General features: G+C 63.1%; 12 protein-coding genes. 6 read left to right on the forward strand and 6 right to left on the reverse strand.

From position 1 onward, the window contains the following. Positions 1-93: 93 nt before the first annotated feature. The 3 genes from MK6180000_RS02770 (at position 94) to MK6180000_RS02780 (ending at position 3786) form a co-directional block, all read left to right on the forward strand. Positions 94-1476: a LysM peptidoglycan-binding domain-containing protein gene (locus MK6180000_RS02770; protein WP_246040408.1), complete on the forward strand. Its 1383-nt coding sequence runs from the start codon at positions 94-96 to the stop codon at positions 1474-1476. A 145-nt stretch (positions 1477-1621) separates the two neighbouring features. Then, complete coding sequence (locus tag MK6180000_RS02775; protein ID WP_138933341.1) at positions 1622-3445, forward strand: ABCB family ABC transporter ATP-binding protein/permease; 1824 nt, start codon at positions 1622-1624, stop codon at positions 3443-3445. Further along, positions 3445-3786: a hypothetical protein gene (locus tag MK6180000_RS02780; RefSeq protein WP_138933342.1), complete on the forward strand. Its 342-nt coding sequence runs from the start codon at positions 3445-3447 to the stop codon at positions 3784-3786. The genes MK6180000_RS02775 and MK6180000_RS02780 overlap by 1 nt, the downstream gene beginning before the upstream one ends. Positions 3787-3883: 97 nt before the next feature. Here MK6180000_RS02780 and MK6180000_RS02785 read toward each other — a convergent pair whose 3' ends face one another. Together MK6180000_RS02785 and MK6180000_RS02790 are read right to left on the reverse strand one after the other, a co-directional pair. Further along, positions 3884-7699, reverse strand: a complete 3816-nt coding sequence (locus MK6180000_RS02785) for an efflux RND transporter permease subunit (RefSeq protein WP_138933343.1) — start codon at positions 7697-7699, stop codon at positions 3884-3886. Continuing rightward, positions 7696-8979, reverse strand: a complete 1284-nt coding sequence (locus MK6180000_RS02790) for an efflux RND transporter periplasmic adaptor subunit (RefSeq protein ID WP_138933344.1) — start codon at positions 8977-8979, stop codon at positions 7696-7698. The genes MK6180000_RS02785 and MK6180000_RS02790 overlap by 4 nt, the downstream gene beginning before the upstream one ends. 231 nt (positions 8980-9210) lie before the next feature. Between MK6180000_RS02790 and MK6180000_RS02795 the strand changes: the two genes are divergently transcribed. Genes MK6180000_RS02795 through der form a run of 3 tightly spaced genes read left to right on the forward strand, consistent with a single transcriptional unit; the run spans position 9211 to position 12859 of the window. Further along, positions 9211-9948 carry a hypothetical protein gene (locus tag MK6180000_RS02795; RefSeq protein ID WP_246040409.1) on the forward strand — a complete coding sequence of 246 codons (738 nt, stop codon included), beginning with the start codon at positions 9211-9213 and terminating at the stop codon, positions 9946-9948. A 58-nt stretch (positions 9949-10006) separates the two neighbouring features. Further along, positions 10007-11359, forward strand: coding sequence for a PQQ-like beta-propeller repeat protein (locus MK6180000_RS02800; protein WP_138933345.1), 1353 nt, complete (start codon positions 10007-10009; stop codon positions 11357-11359). 48 nt (positions 11360-11407) lie between these two features. Then, complete coding sequence (der, locus tag MK6180000_RS02805) at positions 11408-12859, forward strand: ribosome biogenesis GTPase Der (protein ID WP_138933346.1); 1452 nt, start codon at positions 11408-11410, stop codon at positions 12857-12859. Positions 12860-12874: 15 nt separating this feature from the next. Here the strand turns inward: der and MK6180000_RS02810 are convergent, their stop codons facing one another. From MK6180000_RS02810 to MK6180000_RS02825, 4 genes are all read right to left on the reverse strand, one after another. Then, positions 12875-13579, reverse strand: coding sequence for a hypothetical protein (locus MK6180000_RS02810; protein WP_246040410.1), 705 nt, complete (start codon positions 13577-13579; stop codon positions 12875-12877). 75 nt (positions 13580-13654) lie between these two features. Continuing rightward, positions 13655-14947: a serine--tRNA ligase gene (gene serS / locus MK6180000_RS02815; protein WP_138933348.1), complete on the reverse strand. Its 1293-nt coding sequence runs from the start codon at positions 14945-14947 to the stop codon at positions 13655-13657. Between the two features lie 112 nt (positions 14948-15059). Then, the gene (locus tag MK6180000_RS02820) at positions 15060-16268 is read right to left on the reverse strand and encodes a multidrug effflux MFS transporter (RefSeq protein ID WP_138933349.1); all 1209 of its coding nucleotides are present in this window, start codon (positions 16266-16268) and stop codon (positions 15060-15062) included. Between the two features lie 103 nt (positions 16269-16371). Next, positions 16372-18066 (reverse strand): ABC transporter substrate-binding protein, encoded by a 1695-nt coding sequence (locus tag MK6180000_RS02825; RefSeq protein WP_138933350.1) that lies wholly within the window; start codon positions 18064-18066, stop codon positions 16372-16374. Between the last annotated feature and the right edge of the window lie 87 nt (positions 18067-18153).

The following is an 18153-nucleotide window of genomic DNA, read 5'->3' on the forward strand; positions in this document are numbered from 1 at the left end:
TAGGTTGTTTTGACGGGTGGTAGCCTTGTTGTTAGGCTCGATCAACCCGCGCAGGCCCGTGCGGGGCCACAGGGTATTGGGGGGCCAGAGGGAATGAGCATCTTTGCAAACGCACGTTCGGGGCGCCTGATCGCTATAGGGGCGGCGATACTTGTTGCCGTGATTATTGGCGGGCTGTTGATGCGCGGGGCCTTGCCGCCGGAAGGCTTGGGCGAACGCGATGAGGGCGTCGCGCAAAAGCCCGAGGTCGCGGTCTTGTCTAAATCTGATGCGACCGCCCCGTCGCAAAACAGCACTTCAAGGACTTCCGCGCCGCGCTTAGACGTGTTCCGCCTAGAGCCGGACGGCGCCGCACTGGTTGCGGGAACCGCCGCACCCGGCTGGCAGATCGAAATTCTGCTGGACGGCGTTCCGTTCAAAACGCTCCAGCCCGGCGATGACGGACAATTCGCCGCATTCATCGACGTTCCGGCCAGTGACGCCCCCCGCGTGCTGACTTTGCGGATGTCTGGCCCGGATGGCAGCGCGCCGGTGATGGGTGAAAATCAGGTGATTATTGCGCCTGCTGCGCTTGCGATAAAAGAGCAGGCAGAGCAAGTCGCCACCCTCGCCGCAGACGCGGTGGAGACTACGCCAAAAACCAAACCCGCCGCCGAATCCGCGCAGGACGCTTACGTCGAGGCCAGCGATCTTGATGCGAAGCCTGCGCAAACTGCGCCAGTCCCTTTGGTGCGCGCCGATACACAAACGACAATCCCTGCCGCAACGGACGGTACCGCCGAACGCGGCCTTTCCGAGCAAGCCAAAAAACCGCAACCCGTGGAAACGGCGGCCATTAATCCAAGCCTCGTGCAGCCGTCCGTTGCAGATACTCTGCAAACCCCTGCCGGCCCGTCCGAGCAGCCTAGCCCCGCCGCATCATTGCAAAACGGCCGCACCGTCCTGATGGCTGACGCCTCTGGGGTCCGCGTCCTGCAATCGCCATCCCCTAGCGCCGCGCCGCAGGTGATGTCCAGCGTCGCTCTTGACGCCATCAGCTATTCCGAGGGCGGCGATGTCCAGCTCTCTGGCCGAGCCGCCGGATTGGGCATTGTGCGCGTCTATCTGAACAACCGGGCCATCACGACGTCGCGCATTGGCGCGGATGGGGCATGGCACACCGCGCTGCCGCAGGTCGATACCGGCATCTACACCTTGCGCATCGACGAGGTGGATGCCGCCGGGACCGTGACCAGCCGTGTCGAGACGCCTTTCAAACGCGAGGATCGCGCTCTTTTGGCCGAGCTACAGGATCCAGCGGCGCCCGCGCCTCCGATTCGTGCTGTCACTGTCCAGCCGGGCAATACACTTTGGGCAATATCGCGCGAGCGGTACGGTGAGGGAATTCTATACGTCCGCGTGTTCGAGGCGAATGCGGACCGTATCCGCAACCCTGATCTGATCTATCCCGGTCAGGTCTTTGCCCTGCCGGATTAAGGCCTCGCCCGCAAATCATTTTGGCGAAATTACTCACGGCTCCCGTGTTCGCGATACCGCACACTCGGCCCGTCTGCGCAGATTGGCTGGATATCCGGGCTCTGGCGACCTAGATGTTGCCTCGCGCAATCGCCAAAGGCAGGTCATGAGCCACGATCCAAACACCGATCCCAATTCCGAGGCACCTGCCTCCGGCTGGGCCACTATCATTCGCGTGTCGCCCTACGTCTGGCCCAAGGAGGGTGGCGCTTGGGTCAAGCGGCGCGTGGTCCTCGCGCTGATCGCCCTTTTCGTGGCAAAGCTGATCGCGGTCGCTACGCCCTTTTTCTACAAGGCGGCAGTCGATACGCTGTCGGGCGAAGGCACCGCCGACGCGGCCTGGACGATGGGCGCAGGCGCAGTCGGCCTGACGGTGGCCTACGGCGTGGCGCGCCTGATGAACGTGGGCCTGCAACAGTTGCGCGATGCGCTCTTTGCCCCGGTCGGACAGCGCGCGTTGCGGCAGGTGGCCTTGCGCACGTTCCGCCACATTCATCAGATGTCTATGCGCTACCACATTTCGCGCAAGACGGGCGGCCTCAGCCGTATTATCGAGCGGGGGGTAAAGGGCGTCGATTTCTTGCTGCGCTTCCTCATCTTCTCGATCTTTCCGTTGATATTAGAGCTATTCCTAGTCGGAATCGTCCTCTGGGCGGCGTTTGATTTTTGGTATCTGGCAGTCGTGGTAGTCGTCATCGCGCTATATGTTGCGTTCACGTTCAAGGTAACAGAATGGCGCGTGAAACTGCGCCGCGAGATGAACGATCAGGACACAGACGCCAATCAAAAGGCGATCGACAGCCTGCTAAATTACGAGACGGTCAAATATTTCGGCGCCGAGGATCGCGAGGCGGCGCGTTATGACGTGGCGATGGCAGGGTACGAGCGTGCAGCGGTCCGCACATCCTATTCGCTCTCGTTCCTCAATTTCGGCCAGTCGCTGCTGATTACCGCAGGGCTGGTGATCGTCATGGTGATGGCCGCCATTGGCGTGCAGAACGGCAGCCTGACGGTGGGCGATTTCGTAATGGTCAACGCCTACATGATCCAGATCACGATGCCGCTGAACTTTCTCGGTACGGTCTACCGCGAGATCCGCCAGAGCCTGGTGGACATGGGCGAGATGTTCGGCCTGCTGGATCAGCCGCCGGACGTCACCGATGCGGATGACGCCCGCCCGCTCAAGGTGACGGGCGGCAAGGTTGAGCTGCGCGATGTGCATTTCGGCTATGATACTAACCGCGAGATCCTCGGCGGTATCACCCTGACCGCTGAGCCAGGCCAGACGGTGGCTATCGTTGGGCCTACCGGATCAGGCAAATCCACCATCGGGCGGCTGCTCTTTCGTTTCTACGACGTGTCGCAGGGCGCGCTGCTGATCGACGGGCAGGATATTCGCGGCGTGACACAGACCAGTCTGCACAATGCCATCGGTGTGGTGCCGCAGGACACCGTGCTGTTTAACGATACCATCGGCTATAACATCGCCTATGGCCGCGATAACGCCACCCATGAGGATGTGGTTGAGGCCGCCCGTGCCGCGTCGATCCACGACTTCATCATCTCGCTGCCGGACGGCTATGATACTACCGTCGGTGAACGCGGGCTCAAGCTGTCGGGCGGCGAAAAGCAACGGGTTGGCATCGCGCGCACTCTGCTCAAGGACCCGCCCATCCTGCTCCTGGATGAGGCGACAAGCGCGCTGGATACCGCGACCGAGCGTGACATTCAGGGCGCGCTGGCCCGTGCGGGGCAGGGGCGTACCGTGCTGATCATCGCGCACCGCCTCAGCACGGTGGCGGATGCCGACCGCATTGTGGTCCTAGACGGCGGCCTCATCGTCGAGCAGGGCACACATACCGAACTGCTCGAGAAGGACGAACGCTATGCCGGCCTCTGGTATCGCCAGCAGTCGGACGAAGCCGCCTGATGCCGCAAAAGGATTATCCCCAGACGCCGGACGGGCGCTACTTTGTCTCGCGCGCGCGGCTTTGGCGCTGCACAAATCCCGAATTGGGCGATACTGAGCGGCGCGCAGCCGTCAAGGCCCTGATGAAGGCGCGCCGGGCGGTGCAACTGGCCGGCGATGACGCCGAGGCGGTGGCCGAGGCACGCGCCGGAGTGGATACGGCAAAGCGCGCCCTTGGAGAGCGCGGCCCGGTCTGGTGGCACGACAACGCGCCGGACGAGGGCGGCTATCACCCCAAGAACTCCAGTTATGCAGATTGGTGGGCCGCGATGGACGAGGATGCACGTGTGCGTGGCAGCTGAGCTGCCGTAATGCGCGCGGCTTGGGTTTAGCCGCGAACGCTCACCCATATTCCGCGCATCGTCATTTGGTCTAAGTCGTTAGCCTCGCCTGCGGCAGTCACTCTGCGGCGCGCAGTGGCTTGGTCGGAAGCTGCGGCGCAGTGGCTTTGTCCGCATCGCTTGGGCCCCTTTGGGCCAAGATACGCTTGAAGTCGTCTAACTCCAGATCAGCGCCTGCGACATCCATGTAACTCTGCGGAGTTTGGGCATCCTCTGGGAGATCCTCCCAGATAATCTCGGGCGCGCGGACGCGGCGGGCGGCGCGAACCAGCGACCAGTCCTGTGCCGCGCGGCTGGCGCGGCCCATCGACATTGCCGCCAGCGCGCGCGCCAGCCAGCCCGCGTAGGTGCCTAGCCACACCCGTAGCGCCAGCATTGAGGGGGTAAAGATCAGCGTCAGGACCGTCGCAATCCCAAGGCCAAAAACGACCGCGGTCGCCAACTGTTTCCACCACAGGGCAGTGGGGCTGTCGAAGCTGTAGCCGCCGTTCACAAAGTCGAGCGATAGCCCGAACATCATCGGCGCAAGGCCTGCCATGGTGGTGATCGTGGTCAGCAGGACGGGCCGGATGCGCGCCTCTGCTGTGCGGGTTATCGCCTCGATCCGGGGCATGTACTGGCTGAATTCCTGATAAGTATCAATGAGAACGATATTGTTGTTCACCACAATGCCCGCCAGCGCGACGATGCCAGTGCCGGTCATAATGATCGAAAACGTCTGGCCCATCACCAGCATTCCGATCAGAACGCCCGTCGTGCTGAGGATCACGGCCAGCAACACCAGCACAGCGTTATAAATGCTGTTGAACTGCGCCAAGAGGATGATGAACATCAGCCCTAGCGCACCGGCAAAGGCCTTCATCAGGAACGCGCCGGACTCCTCCTGTTCCTCCTGATCGCCGGTCCACTCGTAGCTGACTGATGCCGGTAGCGCGCCGCTGTCGAGCCACTTGGTCAGGCCCTCAATCCGCTCATTCGCAGTGATCGGAACGTCGCGCGTCTCGCCATTTGCCTCGGATGCCGTGGTCAATCCCGTTGCAACACCCGCCTTTACGTCGAAATATCGTGTCTGATCAATCCGGTCGATCTGGGCCAGCTTTTGCACCGGGGTGCGGGTGATGAAATTGGCCAGCGGCACCAGCCCGTCATTCGTGCGCACCTTCAAAGTGTCCAGCGTGCTAAGGACGCGGTCGGCCTCGGGCAGGCGCACGCGGATGTCGATCTCTTCATCCGATGAGGGCACGCGCATCTCGCCCAGCATCAGGCCGCGCGTGACCAGTTGCACCATTGAGCCGACGGTCGCGACATCTGCGCCAAAGCGCCCGGCCTTTTCGACGTCGACGTCGATCTGCCAATCAATGCCGGGCAGGGGCAGCGTATCCTCAATAAGGGTCAGGCCGCGCGTTGCCTCAAACTTGGCGCGTGCCAGCCGCGTAGCCGCCTGCAATTCGGCCCAGTTGTCGCCCTTGAGCCGTAGATGCACTGGCTTGGCCGAGGCCGGGCCACCTGTCTGTCCCAGAATTTCGGTTTTTATGCCGGGTATCATCGCCAGCTTGGCTGCCAGCTCCTCGATCACCTTATCACCGTCGATTGCCGGGTCGCTAATCTCGCGGTTCCACAGGCCCCACAGCCACGGCTGCGAAATGGTGCCGCGTTCGTCCCATGGCGTCGTCTCGAACTGGACCTGCCCAATGGTATCCAGCGGCGGCGCGGCGCCGCCGGTGTTGCTATTCAGCCCGCCATCCCCGGCAAAGGCGAAGGCCGACGCGATGCCATGCTGCGCCAGCACGACATCCTCGACTTGGGCGACCAGAGTGTCCTTCTGCTCAATCGACAGGTTCCCGCGCGCCTGCACATACACGATGGCCTGCTCCGGCTCGGACTCGACGAAAAACTCGGTGCCGTTGTTATTGTTGATGTAGTAGATCAGCGTTGTGCCAACGATAACAAAAATGACGCCGAACGCGACCAGTGGCATAACCGGATTGCCCACGATGGCATGGATCACCCAGCCAAACGGGCTGCGTTTGTACCCCGAGCGTACGGTGGCGGTGTGGCGCGGGATCGCGCTGCGCCCCAGCCAGCGGGCGCCATCCGCGATGCGCCGCCACAGCGCCATAAGACCCAGCAGGATCGCCGACACGCCCCCCACCCCGAGCGCCGCCAGTGTGGCGGTGGCAAGGCATAGGACGAACGCGCTCGCCAGCGAAGGAATGACCGAGCCGAGGATCGCGCTCATATCCATCTGCGCAAATGTGCCGCTGACCAGCGCCAGCAGCGCCGGGACGCCCGCGCCTGCCGCAGCAAGACCCAGCGCGGCGACGGGAAAGAGCGCCAGATGCCACACCCACCACCCGCCTGCGATCTGCGTAATGCGCGCATCCGTCCACTTCTCAAGCCGTCCTGTGATACCGCCCAGCACGGGCAGATAGACCAGCGCGACCAGCAAGGATGCCGAGAGGACGAAGATCAGCGTGACGGGCAGCATCCCCATGAACTGCCCCGGCACACCCGGCCAAAACAGCATCGGCAGAAATGCACAAAGCGTCGTCGCGGTGGAGCTGACGACAGGCCAGAACATACGCTTGGCCGCCTCAACATAGGCGGTCATGGGGCCGGAGCCCTCTTCGATCCGCCGATCTGCGTATTCGACCACCACGATTGCGCCGTCTACCAGCATCCCCACGGCCAGAATCAGGCCAAACATCACGATGTTTGATATTGTGATGCCCATGACCGCCATCATGGCAAAACACAGCAAGAATGATGTGGGAATTGCAAATCCGACCAGCAGAGCGGGGCGGATACCCAGCGTCGCCAGCATCACGATCATCACCAACGCGATAGCGGTCAGCACCGAACCCTCTAGCTGGCTGACCATCGAGGCCACAGTGCGCGACTGGTCGTTCGATGCGCCCACCTCTACGGCGGCCTTCAACTCCTCCGGCCAGCTGGCGCGCGCGCTTTCCACCGTTTCGCGCACCAGTTGCGCAGTGTCGATGATGTTGAAGCCCTTGCGCTTGACCACTTGGAGCGCGACCGTGTTTTCCCCGTTAAAGCGCGCTGTTCCGACGCGGTCCTCAAACGTCAGGTTGATACGCGCCACATCGCCCAGCGTCACCACGCGGTCGCCATTGACCTTGACGGGCAGGCGATAGATGTCGCGCGTTTCCTCAAATGACGAGGGGATCTTGATCGAAAACGTGCCGCCAGCGCTGCGCACGTCGCCCGCCGCGATAAGCAGGTTGTTCATCTGCACGGCATTCATCAGATCGCCCGCGGTCACGTCATAGGATTCTAGGCGCAGGGGGTCGATCAGAACCTCGACCAACTCGTCCCGCTTGCCAGCGATACCTGCCTCCAGAATGGGCTCAAGCCCCTCCAGCCTGTCTTGCAGGTCATCCGCGACGCGGGCCATGGTACGCTCTGGCACGTCGCCGGTGAGGTTGACGATGATGATAGGAAATTCGCTGAAGTTAATCTCATTCAGCGTGTACTTCTCGGCGCCTTCGGGAAACTTTGCTTCGGCGGCGTTCATCGCATCCCGGACGTCTGCCATGACGGCGGTTTTGTCCCAGCCAAACTCGAATTCCAGCGCGACGCCGGCGTAGTTTTCCGCCGCGGTGCCGGACATGTCCTTGAGGCCGTCCAGATCGCTCAGCTCGGTCTCCATGACCTTGACCAGTAGCTTTTCGCTATCCTCAGCAGAAATGCCGGGGAAAATGACGGACACAAAGAGAGCGGGGATCTCGATGTCCGGCTCGCCCTCTTTGGGCAGGGTGGTATAGGCGAGGCCGCCAGCCAGCAGACTAAGTACGATGAACGCCAGCACCATGCGGGCGCGCTGCGCGGCCCAGTCGACGATGCCCGTCATTGAATGGCCTCCGCCTTGGTCCCGGGAACAGCGGCGTTGTCAGTGGCGTTGTCATCGCGGTAGCTGGCGATCACCGGCACGCCTGCTATCACGTATTCTTGGCCGATCACGATGACGTCTACGGCGTCCGGCAGGCCGGACACCCAGATGCCTTCGGCGGTATCGCGCATAAGGGTGACGGGCATGAAGTCAGCCACAGGTCCATCCACTACGCGCACGCCCAGCGTGCCGCTATCGTCCAGCGTCAACGCCGATTGCGGCAGCAAATGCGCGGGGGTTCCGCCTGAGGCAACCAAAATCTCAGCGGTTTGCCCATCGCGCACGGCCAAATCCGGATTAGGCACGGACATTTCGATCCGAAAGGTGCGCGTTTGAGGGTCGGCAGAGCGCGACATGAACGTCACTGCGCCTGTTACTTCGGTGCCAGATACAAGCGTTGCGCGCGCCGGGGCGCCCATCTCTACGCGGTTAACATCGGTCTCGGGCACAAAACCGACCAGCTTGATCGGGTCCAGCTGGATGATCGTTGCGCAAAGTGCACCGGGTTGCATCAAGCTGCCCAGTTCGGCCGTGTCCGATTCCAGCAGGCCGGCAAATGGCGCGGTAATGTCGAGGCGTGCCAGCTCCTCGCGGGCGGCGGCGGCGGCGGCCTCGGCGGCCTCGATCCCGGTGCGCGCGGCGTCCAGCCCTGACTTGGCGGCTTGTACAGTTGCCTTTCCCGCACTCAGCGCAGCCCGTGTGCCCGCGACGCGCGTGTCCGAGGCATAGCCGCTCTCGCTGAGTTTAGAGGCGGCGGTATCGTTGATCTGGGCCTCTACCAGACGCGCTTCGGCCTCTGCCAGCCGGGCCTCGCCTTCGGGGATGCGGGTCTCGGCCTCGGCCTTGCGGGCGCGGGCCTCGGCCAGCGCGGCCTGCCGTGTGCCGGCGTCCAACTGGCACATCAGCTGCCCGGTCTCGACAAAGGCGCCCTTGCGCAGCGGTTCGGACACGATCCGCCCCGATGTCTCGGCGCGCACATCGACTTGTCGCAGCGCCTCTGTTTGGCCGCGTAGCACCACGGCGCTGCCGATATCCTGTGCGCGGCTATGGATCGCGACGACGCGCACGGCTGCGCGCGCTGGAGCTTCCTCGGCGTTTGCCTCAGATTTTGTCACGACTTCGGTTGTAGGCGCGGGCGCATCTGCACCGGGTAAAACGCTAATCAGCCAAGCGCGTTCAAACACAAAGGCATAGATGGCCAGTGCAGCGACTATGGCTGCCAGTATCGAAAACAGTCGCATCCAAGCTTCCTCATGCAATCACGGCGCTCATAGCGCAAAAGATGCGCCGCGTCATGACCGTCTTTTAACTATCATAAGTTGAACTAGGCAGTTCAGATTAGTTTTCCACCAGCACCGCGGCGCCCATATCTCAGCACTTGCCGGGTATCTGCGGCCCGGCGGCACTTGGCAGGCCCCGATTGAACCGCTAAGAGGGGAAAAACTACACCAAGGCAAGGCAGGCGCCCTCTCGTGAGCAATAATGACAGTTTCATCGAAGAGGTGACCGAAGAGGTCCGCCGCGACCGCCTCTTTGCCCTCCTGCGGCGCTATGGCTGGATTGCGATCCTTGCCGTTCTGATCCTGGTTGGCGGGGCGGCCTATAATGAATGGCGCAAAGCGCAAGCGCGCAGCGAGGCCGAGGCGCTGGGCGACGCGATCCTCACTGCTCTGCAGGTCGAGGACCGCGGGGCGCGCGCGGATGCGCTGGATGGCGTGACACCCGCAGGTCCGGCAAGTGACGCGATCCTGCAAATGCTGGCTGCCGCCGAGGCGCTGCAGGACGATCCTGCTGGCGCCGCCGCGCGCCTGATGGAGATCGCGCAGATGACCGACATCGCGCCGATCTATCGCCAGATCGCAACGCTGAAGGCTGCGATGATCCCAGATAGCGGCATCGACGCGGTGGTACGTCGTGCGCGGCTGGATGATCTGGCGCTGGGCGGCGGTGTGATCCGCCTATTGGCCGAAGAACAGCTGGCATATTTGGATATAGAGGCTGGCAGCGAGGCTGCTGCCATTGAGCGGCTGAACGCCATCTCGGCAGATGCAGAGGCGACGGCAGGCTTGCGCCGGCGCGCCACACAAGTGATTGTGGCGCTGGGCGGCGAGCCTATGCTGCCGGGTGGTACCGCAGCCAGCGCGCCGGACGAGTCGACGGCAGACGGCGCTGATGCAGAGGCGCCTACAGACGCGACCGCCAGCGAATAGCAGCGCGAGGCGCAACAGACAGGCAGCAAGACCAGCAGCAGGACGGGGAAGTTTGGACATGTACGCGGTGATACGGAACAAAAAGACCTTTGGATGGCTGGCCGCGCTGGCGCTGCTGGCCGCCTGCTCCGAGCCGGATGTGATCCTGCCCGGCAAGCGTGAGGGCCTGCGCGAAGTGCTAAGCTCCGATCAGGCCGAGGCCGCTGTGAGCGAAGTGGTCGGCGCATCCGGCCCTAACGTGGCAGAGGCGCTGCGGCTGCCCGCCGCACGCGTCAACGCCGAATGGACCCAGCGCATCGGATCGCCCGCCACGCGCGCGCAACATCCCAGCCTGTCATCCGCGCCCAGCCTGATCTGGTCAGCATCTATCGGTGCGGGCGACGCCGCGCGTCGCCGTATTACCGCCGATCCGGTGGTCGCGGGCGGGCGCATTTTTGCCATGGACGCCAACGCGCAGGTCAGCGCGCATGCGCCGAACGGCGCGGCGCTCTGGTCCGTTAGCCTTGTGCCATCCACCGATTCGGTCGGCGAAGGCAGTGGCGGCGGGCTGGCTTACGGGGATGGCAAACTCTTTGCCTCGACCGGGTTTGGCCGCATTACCGCGCTTAATCCTGCAACGGGCGGCACGATTTGGGAGCAGGAGCTGCTAGAGACCGGCACCGCCAGCCCAACCGTGATGGGCAATCTGGTCTATCTGGTTGCGGGTGACGAGACGGCATGGGCGCTTGATACCGATACCGGCCGCATCGAATGGCAACTGGCCGCAGCGCCCGACATTAACAATGTACTTGGCGGTCCTGCGCCTGCGATATCAGATAAATACGCCGTCTTTGCGTTTGGCTCGGGCGAGGTGCAGGGCGCGTTCCGCAAGGGCGGTCTTCGCCTTTGGGATGCCTCCATCGCAGGAACCCGCGACGGTATGGCCCAAAGCCGTGTGTCCGATATCACCGGCGATCCGGTCATCCGCGGCGACCGCGTCTATGTGGCCAACCAATCGGGCCGTATGTCGGCCCTGCGACTGGCCAATGGCGAACGCATCTGGACGGCGAACGAGGGTGCGATGAGCCCGGTCTGGGCCACAGATGAGGCTGTATTCCTTGTCTCCGACAAAAATGAGCTGGTGCGCCTACGCAGCACGGACGGTAGCCGCGTCTGGGGCACCAAGCTGCCGTTCTTTGTCAAATCCAAGCCAAAGCGGCAGGCCGAGGTTTATGCCCATTACGGGCCGATCATGGCTGGGGGCAGTCTAATCGTCGCATCTAATGATGGGTTCCTGCGTCTGTTTGATCCGGTGTCAGGCGCTCTTGTCGGCAGGGTCGCGGTGCCCGGCGGCGCGACCACCAATCCGGTCGTCGCGGGCGGTGTTCTCTATGTTGTCGGCGCGTCTGGACAACTGCACGCTTTCCGCTGATCGCGTATTGCTTTAAGGAGACGGCTTGATCCGTCTCGGAGCACCACAATGACTTTCAGCCTCGCTATCGTGGGGCGCCCAAATGTGGGCAAATCCACGCTTTTCAATCGTCTTGTCGGCAAGCGCCTTGCGCTGGTCGATGACCAGCCCGGTGTCACGCGCGATCTGCGCGAAGGCGCGGCGCGTCTGGGCGATCTGCGGTTTACCGTGATCGACACCGCCGGGCTAGAGGAGGTGACGGACGACTCGCTGCAAGGCCGGATGCGCAGGCTGACCGAACGTGCGGTGGATATGGCCGATGTGTGCCTCTTTATGATCGACGCGCGCACCGGGGTCACACCGACCGATGAGGTGTTTGCCGATATTCTGCGCAAGCGGGCCAAGCATGTGATCCTTGCCGCGAACAAGGCAGAGGGCGCTGCCGCCGATGGCGGTGTGATCGAAGCCTACGGTCTGGGATTGGGCGAGCCTATCCGCCTGTCCGCCGAGCATGGCGAGGGCCTGAACGATCTCTATTCTATCCTGATGCCGCTGTCAGACGGGTTTGAGGAGCGCGCAAAGAGCGACGCGCCTGACGTGGACGTGCCCGTCGATGACGACGATCCGGACGCGCCGCGTATTCCAACCGCGAAAAAGCCGCTACAGGTGGCTGTCGTGGGCCGGCCTAACGCTGGGAAGTCGACCCTCATCAATAAAATCCTCGGCGAGGATCGCCTGCTGACCGGCCCTGAGCCGGGGATCACCCGCGATGCCATATCCCTTCAGATCGAGTGGGACGGCCTTCACACGCGCATTTTTGACACGGCGGGCATGCGCAAAAAGGCCCGCATACAGGAAAAGCTGGAAAAGCTAAGCGTCAGTGATGGCCTGCGCGCTGTGAAATTTGCCGAGGTCGTTATCGTCCTCCTGGACGCCGCAATCCCATTCGAGCAGCAGGATCTGCGCATTGCCGACTTGGCCGAGCGTGAGGGGCGCGCGGTCGTCCTGGCGATCAATAAATGGGACGTTGAGCCGGAGAAGCAGCAAAAGCTGCGCGATCTGCGCGAGAGCTTTGAGCGGCTATTGCCGCAGTTGCGCGGCGCGCCGATGGTCACCGTTTCGGCCAAAACGGGCAAGGGCATTGATCGGCTGCGCGAGGCTGTCGAAAAGGCATATGACGTCTGGAACCGCCGCATCACGACCGCACAGCTGAACCGCTGGCTGACCGGGATGCTAGAGCAGCACCCACCCCCCGCACCGGGCGGCAAGCGGATCAAGATGCGCTACATGACGCAGGCCAAGACGCGCCCGCCCGGCTTTGTCATGATGTGTAGCCACCCTGACAAGCTGCCCGAGAGCTATTCGCGCTATCTGGTCAATGGGTTGCGCGTCGATTTTGACATGCCGGGCACGCCCATACGCCTCTACATGCGCAGCCAGAGCGATAAGAACCCCTACAAGGGCAAGAAGAAGGCTGGGCCGTCGAGCCTGCGCAAACACCTGGGCAAGACGTCGAAATAGGGCGCTATTTGCAGGTCAGGCGCGGCGCGCGTTCATTGCGGCCAGTACCGCGAGGCCCGCCGCGCCGACGCCTGCAAGGATCAGCACTGCCAGCGCGCCGCCTTGCCAGTTTTGCACGCAAATGCCGATCAGCGCCCATATGACGGCGCCTAAAAATCCCATTGCGTCAGGCCGTTGCCTCACGATCAGTACGGCTAGACCCAGTGCGATCAGAAGAGCGAGTAGAGCGGCGATAACTTGGTTCATTCCGGCAAATCCCGCGGCCATCAGCCCCAATGAGACGCAGGACGCGGCCGTCAGCCACCCGGCATAAAGCGCGACAGGCACGCGCCCCAGCCACGCATCCGCACCGCCGCCAGCCGGCGCGCGCAGCACGGCCCATACGGCAAAGGCCCACATGATCCAGATGAGGATAGTTGCCCATACGGCGCTGGCCTGCGCGACAGGTAACCACGTGATCCCTACCGCTAGTGATATGAACAGCGGCACGCGCATCGCGGCCCAGTCAACGTCGTCCCGGCGACGCCACAGCCCGTAGGCTGCCCCGACGATCAGCCAGACATAGATCAAGCCCCAGATCGCAAAGGCATATCCGGCCGGTTGCACTGGCGGATTGATCTGCGGAATGGGAAACTGGTTAGCGTCAAACCCGCCAAAGCCGGGGGCCAAAAGCGGCGACAAGGCAAAGCCGACAGCCGCGAGGAGGAGGAGAATAGGCATGGGCATGACCGATCTTTTGTTGGACGCTAGCGAGTTGAAGCGCGCGGCGCGCGCTTCGGTTCCCGCTCATTCCTATCAGACTAGCTGGCCCTGCGCATCCAGCACCGATTTGCCGCCCAGATAAGTGTGCAGCGCCTCGGGCAGGCGCACAGCGCCGTCGGCCTGCTGGCCGTTCTCAAGGACAGCTATCAGGCAGCGTCCGACAGCCAGCCCCGACCCGTTAAGAGTGTGAACAAATTGCGGCTTGCCGCCATCCGCAGGCTTGAACCGCGCGTTCATCCGCCGCGCCTGAAAATCACCGCAAACCGATACAGAGCTGATCTCGCGATAGGTATCCTGACCCGGCAGCCACACTTCGATATCGTGGGTGCGCCGTGCGCCAAATCCCATATCGCCAGTGCAAAGCGCGATCGTGCGGTAAGGCAGGCCCAAACGCTCAAGGATACCCTCGGCGCATGTGGTCATGCGGTCCAACTCGTCCCGGCTGTGATCGGGATGGGTAATGCTGACCATCTCGACCTTTTCGAACTGGTGCTGGCGCAGCATGCCGGATGTGTCGCGCCCAGCCGACCCCGCCTCAGAGCGGAAGCATTGCGTGTGCGCCACATGGCGGTGTGGCAGGGTGGCCCCATCGACCACTTCGCCGTTCACGAGGTTGGTCAGCGAAACCTCGGCGGTTGGGACCAGCCACCACCCATCGGTGGTTTTATAGCTGTCCTCGCCAAATTTGGGCAGCTGGCCGGTGCCGTACATCATCTCTTCGCGTACCAGTACGGGGGTCCAAGTCTCGCTCAGGCCATTGTCGTCAACGTGCGTGTCCAGCATGAATTGCGCCAGCGCGCGGTGAATGCGCGCAACAGCGCCCGATAGCACCACAAAGCGCGCGCCGCTCAGCTTGGCGCCCATCTCAAAATCCATGCCGGGGGTGACACTGGCAAGCTCGTAATGCTCGCGCGGGGCGAAATCATAGGTGGCGGGCGTGCCCCAGCGACGCATTTCGACGTTATCCGCCTCGTCCTTGCCATCCGGCACGTCATCCATCGGCAGGTTGGGCAGGCCCATCAGCATTTCCGTCAGTTGCGCGTCCAGCGCTTTGGCCTCGGTGTGCATCGCTGCGATTTCGGCTTTCTTCTCGCCGACCAGCGCGCGCAGGCGCTCGAATTCTGGCTCGTCGCCTGCGGCCTTGGCGGCGCCCACATCCTTGGAGGCTTTGTTCTGCTCGGCCTGCGCCGTCTCGGCTGCGGCAATGCGGGCGCGGCGCGCCTCGTCCAGCGACAATATCGCAGCGGAGGCGGCATCATTGCCGCGCCGCATAAGGGCGGCGTCAAAGGCTGCGGGGTTTTCGCGGATCGCACGGATGTCATGCATGGCTATTGGTCCTCAGAGAGCAGGCGAACTGGGCGCAGGTGAATCGGGTCTTGGGACGGGTTATGCACCAGAAATCCTGCAGGGTGTAGAGTGTGCCGACCTTCCGCCGGTCTTAGAATTGCGCAGGTGCGCGGTTCGCCCACCATGTCAGCGCCAGCGCGCCAACGCCAACGGTGCCAAAACCGATAACCATGGGCAGCACCGTGCCGTCGAAATGGTGGCCGATGTAGTATGATATCGGCAGGGCAACGAAATTGGATACCGAGCCGATCAGCGCAGCCCCGAGACCCGCCATATGGCCCAATGGCTCCATCGCAATGGCATTCAGATTGCCGAACAGGATGCCAATGCAAAAGAACGAGCCGATCAGATATGCAAGGAACAACGCGACATGAGGCGTGCCGCCCGCAGCGAACGCCGGAATGGCAAAGAGCGCGGCCAGAGCGATCAGTCCTATCAGCGCCATGCGCGTCAGCAGGCGCATCCCTAGCCGCATAACCAGCAGCGAATTGACCACCGCCGCGCCGCCAATCGACAGCGCCGCCGCGCCGAAATAAATCGGGAACAGCGCGCCCGCGTCATAGACCACCTCGTAGATCTGCTGCGCCGTGCTGAGATACGCCAGAAACGCGCCAAAGATCAGGCCCAATGCCAGAGTATTTCCCATGGCCGAGCGGTTGCGCACGATCTCCTTCAGCCCGCGCCAGATGGCAACAGCCGAGAAGGGGCGGCGCTGCGATTTTGGCAAAGTCTCGGGCTGGCGCAGGGCAAACCAAAGCGCCGCCGCGATGGCCAGCACGATCAGCACGGCAAACGTCGCGCGCCAGCCGGACAGATAGATTACGACCTGCCCCAGCGCGGGCGCGATGGTCGGCACCAGAACGAACACCGCCATAACAAAGGACATGATACGCGCCATTTCGCGCCCCTCATACCCATCGCGCACCAGTGCCAGCGTTACGATGCGCGGGCTTGCGGCGCCCAGTCCCTGCAGGACGCGGCCGACGATCATCGCCTCCCAACTGGTTGCGAACAGCGACAAAAGGCAGCCGATCACAAAAACCATATAGCCCAGATAAATAATCGGCTTGCGGCCAAAGCTATCCGAGAGCGGCCCGGCAATCGCTTGGCCCAGTGCAAACCCTAAAAAGAGCGAGCTGACGATCAGCTGCACATCGTTGACGTCGTCCACGCCCAGTTCGCTTCCGATGGTTCCCAGCGCGGGCAGCATCATATCGGTCGCCAGCGCGACGATCGAAATCATCATCGCCAGCATTATGACAAATTCGGACAGGGCTAGGGTGCGGGTCGGCGTGCGCATTTTGCGGCCTTTCGGGGTGTGATTTAACGCGGCCGCGTGCAGGTGGACCGTTCCAAGTGGCAAGCAAGCCTGCCACGCGGGCCGCTTTACGCCCCGTACCGCCCTAGGTCCAGCGTAATTCGGCTGGCCGTATCTCAAACGCGATGTGATGCGCCCCGCCGGCCAGATCGGCGCGCGTATTGTTCGTAAGGGTGCGCCAATAGGGTTGCACCGTCACCGCGTCATTCCTTACCAGCGCCTCCAGCTGGGCCATGATTGCGCGGCGGGCCTCTATGTCCAGCGTCGCTAATGCATCGCTTAGCAGGGCGTCGAACTCGGGGTTTGACCAGCCAAATTCGTTCCACGCCTCGCCAGATCGGTAGGCCAGCGCGTAGGTCTGCACTGCCAGCGGGCGATGGCCCCAGTCGGTCGTGCTAAAGGGGAATTCGCTCCATCCTGCCCAATAGACCGTGCCAGGTAGAATAGTGCGGCGCACCTTGAGACCCGCATCCTGCAACAGCGCCGCAGCGGTATCAGCAGTGTTGCGCCGCCAAGCGTCGTCGATAGAAACAAGATCGTGCTCATAATCCTCCATCCCGGCCTCGGTCATCAGTGCCAGTGCGGCGGCAGGATCGAATTCGGGCGGGGGCATCGGGGCATACGCCGGATGGAGCGGCGAGACGTGATGGTTTTCCGCCACCTCGCCCCGGCCAGCATGGCCCAGCTCCAGCAGGACTTCGTTGCTCATCGCGAGTGCCAGCGCGCGGCGCACGCGCACGTCGGCATAGGGCCGGACGCCGTCGACCTCGGCTAGCTGATTGGGGCGGATCACGATGGTAGCTGCCGTGCGAATATCATGCGTGCGCCAGTTGTTGATGCTGGCGAAGGCGTCCACATAGGCGCCCTCGATCGAGTGGGTCATATCGATCAGCCCTGCCTCTGCAGCGGCGTAGGCGGCCAGCGGATCGGTGCCGGTATCAATGAATTCGATCCGCTCCATCCACGCGCCGTTACCGGCGTTCCACCAGTTGTGCGCCTCATTACGGACCAAGACGCCGCGCTGCCCCGGCACCAGCAGCTCGGGCAGGTAGGGGCCGGTGCCGACGGGGTTTTCCAACATGGTTTCCTCGTCGAAACTCTCCGGCACGATGGCAGCAGGATAGTCGGCCATGCCCGCGATCAGCGAAATGTCGGGGCGCGGCAATTGCAGCTCGACCGTGTACGCATCGGGCTGGGTAATCGCGCCCTCAATCGCGCGGCCCGTGTCCGGGTCGATCAGCACGTCAAAGCGGCCGGCCATCGAGTTGCCCGGCACGCCCCGCTCGCACCAACCGGCGATGTTGCGCGCCACATCGGCGGCGGTAAAGGGGGCGCCGTCGTTCCACGTCACGCCGCGGCGCACGTTCAGGGTATAGTGCGAGGCGTCGTCCGAGATTTGCCAATCCTCCAGCAACTGGGGTCGGAAAGTGCCGTCGTTTTCATAGCTGAGGAGGTTTTCCAGCCAACCGCGCGTGAAGTTTGCCGCCTGAAACCAGTCCAACTTGCGCGGGTCGGCGACTGCACGCACCAGCATCTGGATGCGCACGTCAGTGCGGGGCGCGTCATCGGCAGGCACCTCCTGCGCAGCAGCGGGCGCAGGTAGGCCCAAAAGGGTGTAGGCGGTGGCGGTACTGGCCCCGAATGCACTGGCGAGCGCAAGAAACTCGCGCCGATCAGAGCGATCTGGCCCATCGGCCGATTGGCGAAGCCGCGCCGCCTGCTCGCACAGCCAGCGGGGCAGGGCGCGTCCTGATCTGGCGGTGGGTCTGGTGCGGCTCATCTAGGGCGTCTCCGGCGGGGCAGCACCGGGATTCGGCACGGCCCGCTCCTCCATTAGTCCTGCAATGTGCGGCGAAACGCAATCGGC

The organism is Roseovarius arcticus, from assembly GCF_006125015.1.
Taxonomy (GTDB): domain Bacteria; phylum Pseudomonadota; class Alphaproteobacteria; order Rhodobacterales; family Rhodobacteraceae; genus Roseovarius; species Roseovarius arcticus.

Coding starts and splice junctions, on each gene's coding strand:
- MK6180000_RS02810 (WP_246040410.1), bottom strand. CDS start 13,579: ATGCCTATTCTCCTCCTCCTCGCGGCTGTCGGCTTTGCCTTGTCGCCG.
- MK6180000_RS02825 (WP_138933350.1), bottom strand. CDS start 18,066: ATGAGCCGCACCAGACCCACCGCCAGATCAGGACGCGCCCTGCCCCGC.
- MK6180000_RS02820 (WP_138933349.1), bottom strand. CDS start 16,268: ATGCGCACGCCGACCCGCACCCTAGCCCTGTCCGAATTTGTCATAATG.
- MK6180000_RS02770 (WP_246040408.1), top strand. CDS start 94: ATGAGCATCTTTGCAAACGCACGTTCGGGGCGCCTGATCGCTATAGGG.
- MK6180000_RS02775 (WP_138933341.1), top strand. CDS start 1,622: ATGAGCCACGATCCAAACACCGATCCCAATTCCGAGGCACCTGCCTCC.
- serS (WP_138933348.1), bottom strand. CDS start 14,947: ATGCATGACATCCGTGCGATCCGCGAAAACCCCGCAGCCTTTGACGCC.
- MK6180000_RS02785 (WP_138933343.1), bottom strand. CDS start 7,699: ATGACGGGCATCGTCGACTGGGCCGCGCAGCGCGCCCGCATGGTGCTG.
- der (WP_138933346.1), top strand. CDS start 11,408: ATGACTTTCAGCCTCGCTATCGTGGGGCGCCCAAATGTGGGCAAATCC.
- MK6180000_RS02790 (WP_138933344.1), bottom strand. CDS start 8,979: ATGCGACTGTTTTCGATACTGGCAGCCATAGTCGCTGCACTGGCCATC.
- MK6180000_RS02780 (WP_138933342.1), top strand. CDS start 3,445: ATGCCGCAAAAGGATTATCCCCAGACGCCGGACGGGCGCTACTTTGTC.
- MK6180000_RS02800 (WP_138933345.1), top strand. CDS start 10,007: ATGTACGCGGTGATACGGAACAAAAAGACCTTTGGATGGCTGGCCGCG.